This is a genomic window from Pseudonocardia sp. SID8383 (assembly GCF_009864975.1).
GTDB classification, from domain to species: Bacteria; Actinomycetota; Actinomycetes; order Mycobacteriales; family Pseudonocardiaceae; genus Pseudonocardia; species Pseudonocardia alni.
Genome location: NZ_WWFY01001067.1, coordinates 1 through 959, shown reverse-complemented (window position 1 = coordinate 959; position 959 = coordinate 1). Strand labels below are relative to the sequence as shown.

Annotated in this window: 1 protein-coding gene; it reads left to right on the top strand. The window is 76.5% G+C overall.

Annotated elements, in window-relative coordinates; genetic code table 11:
* A partial coding sequence (locus tag GTW08_RS25705) for an acyl carrier protein (RefSeq protein ID WP_161152655.1) occupies positions 1-959 on the top strand: 959 nt, incomplete at both ends.

Below are 959 nucleotides of genomic sequence, written 5' to 3'. Positions count from 1 at the left end.
ACGCCTACCTCGACGCCCTCGCCGAGCACCGCCGCGCCCGCGGCCTGCCCGCGTTGTCGGTGGCGTGGGGCCCGTGGGACGGCTCCGGCATGGTCGCCGACGCCGCCGAGGTCGCCGCCCGCGTACGGCGCGGCGGCTTCGCACCGCTCGACCCGGAGACGGCGGCGGTCGCGCTGCTGCGGGCCGTCGACGGGAGCCGGGAAGGTGGGGAGACCACCCTCGCGATCGCCGACATGGACTGGGAGCGGTTCCTGCGCGCGTTCGGGTCCGTCCGGCCGATGCCGCTGGTCGCCGATCTCCCCGAGGTCGCCCGGCTCGCCGCCCCCACCACCGGTGGGGACACCGGTACCGGGCTGCGGGGCCGGCTCGCGGCCCTGCCCGACGACGAACGCCTCGGCGTCGTGCTCGACGTACTGCGCACCCAGGTCGCGGCCGTGCTCGGACACGCCGACCCGCGCACCGTCGACGACGACCGCGCGTTCCGCGACCTCGGCTTCGACTCGCTGACCATCCTGGAGCTGCGCAACGCGCTCAACGCCGCCACCGGGCTGTCGCTGCCCGCGACGCTGGTCTACGACCGGCCCACCCCGCGGGAGATGGCCGGGTTCCTGCTCGGCGAGCTGCTCGGCACGCTGCCCGAGCAGCGGGGCCCGGTCCGCACGAGCGCCGCCGTGGACGACCCGATCGTCGTCGTCGGGATGGCCTGCCGGTTCCCCGGCGGGGTCCGCACCCCCGAGGACCTGTGGGAGCTCGTGGCCCGCGGCGATGACGGCATCACCGGGTTCCCCGACGACCGCGGCTGGGACCTCGCCGCGCTCGGCGACGGGGCCTCGGCCACGCTGCGGGGTGGGTTCCTGGACGGCGTCGCGGACTTCGACGCCCGGTTCTTCGGCATCTCCCCCCGCGAGGCGCTCGCCATGGACCCCCAGCAGCGGCTGCTGCTGGAGACCACCTGGGAG